Origin of the sequence: Geminocystis sp. M7585_C2015_104 (genome assembly GCA_015295805.1) — a bacterium.
Lineage (GTDB): Bacteria > Cyanobacteriota > Cyanobacteriia > Cyanobacteriales > Cyanobacteriaceae > DVEF01.
In genome coordinates, this window is the sequence record DVEF01000027.1 from 1 (window position 1) to 2,877 (window position 2,877).

Genomic DNA, 2,877 nt, shown 5'->3' on the forward strand with positions numbered 1-2,877 from the left:
CGACTTGGTGAGCGGTTGGCGTAGACACCGTCGGGATGATACCATTACTAGAGTAGTCCCCTCTAAAGTCGCTAATTGGTTAATAAGCCGTATAACAGGTGTAGCTCTCCATGACTACGGATGTTCTCTTAAGGCCTATCGCAAGGAGTTGATTGACGATTTAAATCTATACGGGGAATTACACCGTTTTTTGCCAGTTTTGGCCTATATTGAAGGGGCAAGAATTACAGAAATACCTGTTACCCACCATCCCCGTCGTTTTGGCAAAAGCAAATACGGTTTGGGGCGCACTTTTCGGGTAATTCTTGACTTGTTTACCATTTTCTTCATCAAAAAGTTCCTAACACGCCCCATGCATATCTTTGGTTTTTTCGGTTTGATTTCTCTTTTCCTGGGTTTTATAATTGGGGCCTATCTCTCCTTTCTAAAGTTAGCACTGGGGGAGTCCATTGGGGATAGACCCTTGTTAATCCTATCAGTATTGTTGGTTTTGGCGGGGGTACAACTATTTTCCTTTGGCTTATTGGCGGAATTATTGATACGCACCTATCACGAATCCCAAAAACGCCCTATTTACCGCATCCGGGAAATCTATTGTTGTAAAGACACCACCCACTAAAATACTTCTTTTTCTCTCCCCCGCCACCATTCCCCCAATTTCATCAAATCCTCATGAATCTCTGCCAGTTGATTTATATACTCTGTCTCGGAGAGAAATGGCTTATTTTCTTCTAGTTTTTTCAATCGCAATTGGATCAGCAGCCAGGGTTTGGAAATGCCGTCTGTCTCCTCTATGTATCTGGCTAATTGTTCACTGTTCATACTCTCTATGGTCCCATTTCACTGCCCCCATTATACCCGGAAACTAATCTGTCTTTAATTCAGTCATTGTTTAGTCAGTCATTGTTCAATTCATTGTTCAATTGGTTACTTAAATACTAACTAAACAGTTTAATGTCCTTTTTGTATGTTTAAAGTAGCACTAGCAGCAACACTGTTAGCCCTACCAATCAATATAACCCAAAGTGAGGGTGTTCAAAACAGTGAGGGGAGTAAAACAAGTATATCGGGGGAGGCAAAGCCAATCTATGTTACCCAAAATCCGACAGACCAACCTATTATGGTAAAGCAGACAAATCATCAAATTCGCCCTTTGCCGGGTGGTTTAAATAATATACCAGTATTCAACAGCAACAGTCCGGAGTCGGTATTGGGTGAGGGAATTCTTTTATCCACCTTCCCCCCAGACGACAAAAAAGATAAATCTGCCCATCTTAATTATGCCTTTGAGGGGAGATTTGATGTCTTTGCCCACCATGTGGCTAGACCAGTCAATGAAGAGGACACTAGAACCCTTTATTTGGGCATCATAGCACACAATCCCACTGACAAGACTGTCACTATAGACATCCTCACGGGCGCTAGTTACCTCAGTCAACCAGATGCGCCCTTTGTGAAGCTGCCCTTTCTTGTAGAAGGCAATAATATATATGCAGGGCCCGGTAGTCGCGTAATGGGGGAAATATTACAAGGAAAACGTCAGGACATTTTTCCACCGCAAATAGAGATACCCCCTGGGGAAAGTCGCATGTTGTTGAATCTTCCCATCCCTGTGCAGAATCTTACCCCAAAATTGAACGGTCGCTCCACCTACTTGCAACTCTATAGTGACGGCAAGTTGTATTTGGCCAGTCTAGCAATGTATCAACAGGGAGAAGATAATCCACCCAGTTTGTCTCAGTGGGAGGAGTTATTGAAAAACGGCACACTTTCCACCCCTAGAGACTTGCCTCCCACACCCCCAAATCAGACCATGGGAAGAATCATTTACGGAAGGGTAGCCGGGGTTTCTTTGGGTAATACGTGGAAGTCTACCATCACTGACTCCCCCAATAGTCTCTATCTTACCATTCCCAGTCCCGGAGAAGCTTTGTCTTATGGGCTAAGTACAATTGTAGGAGGGACCCTGGGTACTAATCAAATTCAAACTGCCCCTCTCCTGGTAAGATACCCCGACACCGCCTATAGCGCCCATGGCAATTATGGAGTAAGATACAGCATAACTGTTCCCCTGTTTAACCCCACCAACGAGGCAAAAAAGGTTGGCATTGCCATCTCCACTCCCCTAAAAACCGACGCCGCTGAAATTAGTTTCTTTGATAAACCCCCCACTCGGGTGTTTTTCCGAGGCTTGCTCCAGGTCAGATATAATGATGACAATAATATACCTCGCTGGCGCTATTTCCATCTGGCACAATACAGGGGACAAAGAGGGGAAGACCTAGTAACAGTCATTATCCCCCCTAATAGTCAAAGGTTGGTGTTTGTTGACTTTCTCTATCCCCCCGATGCTACTCCTCCCCAAATCCTAACCATCACCACCTACCAACAGTGAATCCCCGCCCAATTTTTTTTAAATTGGACATAGGATTTTTAAGGATAGTTAGCATTTTGCCATTCCCCCATGATAAACACAAAACCCAAAAAACCTACAAGGGGACGTCCCACAATATTATCCTCGGACAAGGATAAAATAATATTTGTCTTTGCCAGCCTATATTTGTTTGCCGTGGGGGTGTGGTGGTGGAAAAAACAACAATATGAAAGGGCAAAGGTGTACTATTCCTCTTCTGGTAACTCTACATCCTCTCATGATAGCAGCGACCAGAAACCATCTGACCAGACTATGGGGATTCCAAAGGTGGTTATAAATCCTCCCTTGGATTGGGAAAACACTGGCGAGAACATAGACAAGATAAAGGAGATTAACAAACGGGATTTAAAAATACCTCCCCTTCCTCCTCTCCCCTCCTCCCCTAAAATCTCACCACCAAAACACCAAAATCCCCCTGGTTTTTCAAAAGCCAACACCTACAC

General features: G+C 44.2%; 4 protein-coding genes. 3 read left to right on the top strand and 1 reads right to left on the bottom strand.

All coding sequences use genetic code 11. The features are described from left to right. Positions 1-619, top strand: a 619-nt coding sequence (locus tag IGQ44_03100; protein ID HIK36964.1) for a glycosyltransferase, incomplete at its 5' end; no start/stop codon positions are given. Here the strand turns inward: IGQ44_03100 and IGQ44_03105 are convergent. Then, positions 616-822: a hypothetical protein gene (locus IGQ44_03105; protein ID HIK36965.1), complete on the bottom strand. Its 207-nt coding sequence runs from the start codon at positions 820-822 to the stop codon at positions 616-618. The two genes, IGQ44_03100 and IGQ44_03105, sit on opposite strands and share 4 nt — an antisense overlap. 298 nt (positions 823-1,120) lie before the next feature. Between IGQ44_03105 and IGQ44_03110 the strand changes: the two genes are divergently transcribed. Together IGQ44_03110 and IGQ44_03115 are read left to right on the top strand one after the other, a co-directional pair. Further along, positions 1,121-2,395: a DUF3370 domain-containing protein gene (locus IGQ44_03110; protein HIK36966.1), complete on the top strand. Its 1,275-nt coding sequence runs from the start codon at positions 1,121-1,123 to the stop codon at positions 2,393-2,395. A gap of 69 nt (positions 2,396-2,464) precedes the next feature. Next, positions 2,465-2,877, top strand: a 413-nt coding sequence (locus tag IGQ44_03115; protein HIK36967.1) for a hypothetical protein, incomplete at its 3' end; no start/stop codon positions are given.

Bases quoted from the DNA above. Each gene is read 5' to 3' on its own strand.
- IGQ44_03105 (HIK36965.1), bottom strand. From the start codon at position 822: ATGAACAGTGAACAATTAGCCAGATACATAGAGGAGACAGACGGCATT.
- IGQ44_03110 (HIK36966.1), top strand. From the start codon at position 1,121: ATGGTAAAGCAGACAAATCATCAAATTCGCCCTTTGCCGGGTGGTTTA.